Source organism: Polaribacter sp. 20A6 (assembly GCF_011378915.1).
GTDB classification, from domain to species: Bacteria; Bacteroidota; Bacteroidia; order Flavobacteriales; family Flavobacteriaceae; genus Polaribacter; species Polaribacter sejongensis.
In genome coordinates this window covers 1-522 of record NZ_WTPZ01000138.1, presented here as the reverse complement: position 1 = coordinate 522, position 522 = coordinate 1, and the positions used below count along the sequence as shown (strand labels likewise).

General features: G+C 50.2%; 1 protein-coding gene. It reads right to left on the bottom strand.

Features of this window, described 5'->3' with window-relative positions; all coding sequences use genetic code 11:
• Positions 1-56 precede the first annotated feature (56 nt).
• The coding region (locus GQS57_RS19475; RefSeq protein WP_165734467.1) for an NAD(P)H-dependent oxidoreductase at positions 57-522 on the bottom strand (466 nt) is incomplete at its 5' end.

Below are 522 nucleotides of genomic sequence, written 5' to 3'. Positions count from 1 at the left end.
CAGCTTTGAGACTTAAACAAGGACATGGCCACATAGGGACAACACTGCACCAGATTTCAAACCCCAGCTTTCATCTGACTTCGGGGTGGCAGCGGTTTCTCCAAGTGTTGACCCACAGTGAGACCAAAAGGGGAATCAGCCTGCTTCTCCCGGACTTCAGGCTTCAGTTGAAAGCCTTTCCCCTTGTCAAAGATGTCTGCAGGTGGGAATGTGAGAGGTGCCTCATTAAGGAGACCTTGAAGACGAGTACGCCAACTTTCCAACAGGCCTTCGCGAGCCTCAGGAGAGAGATGTGTGGGTGCCCAGAAGATCTGTGGAGCAAGGACCTGGAAGCCACAATAGTTGAGGACCCCATTTTGAATTGGCCACAATGTGACATTCATGTCTCCATTAATCCCATTGGAGCTGAACATGGTCTCATGGGAACCAGTGGTGAAGGACAACATGGCTTTCTTATCCCTGAATATGCCCTCACTGTAGCACTTTTCCAAGGTGTATGCAATACCAAGCGTAAGAACCCGG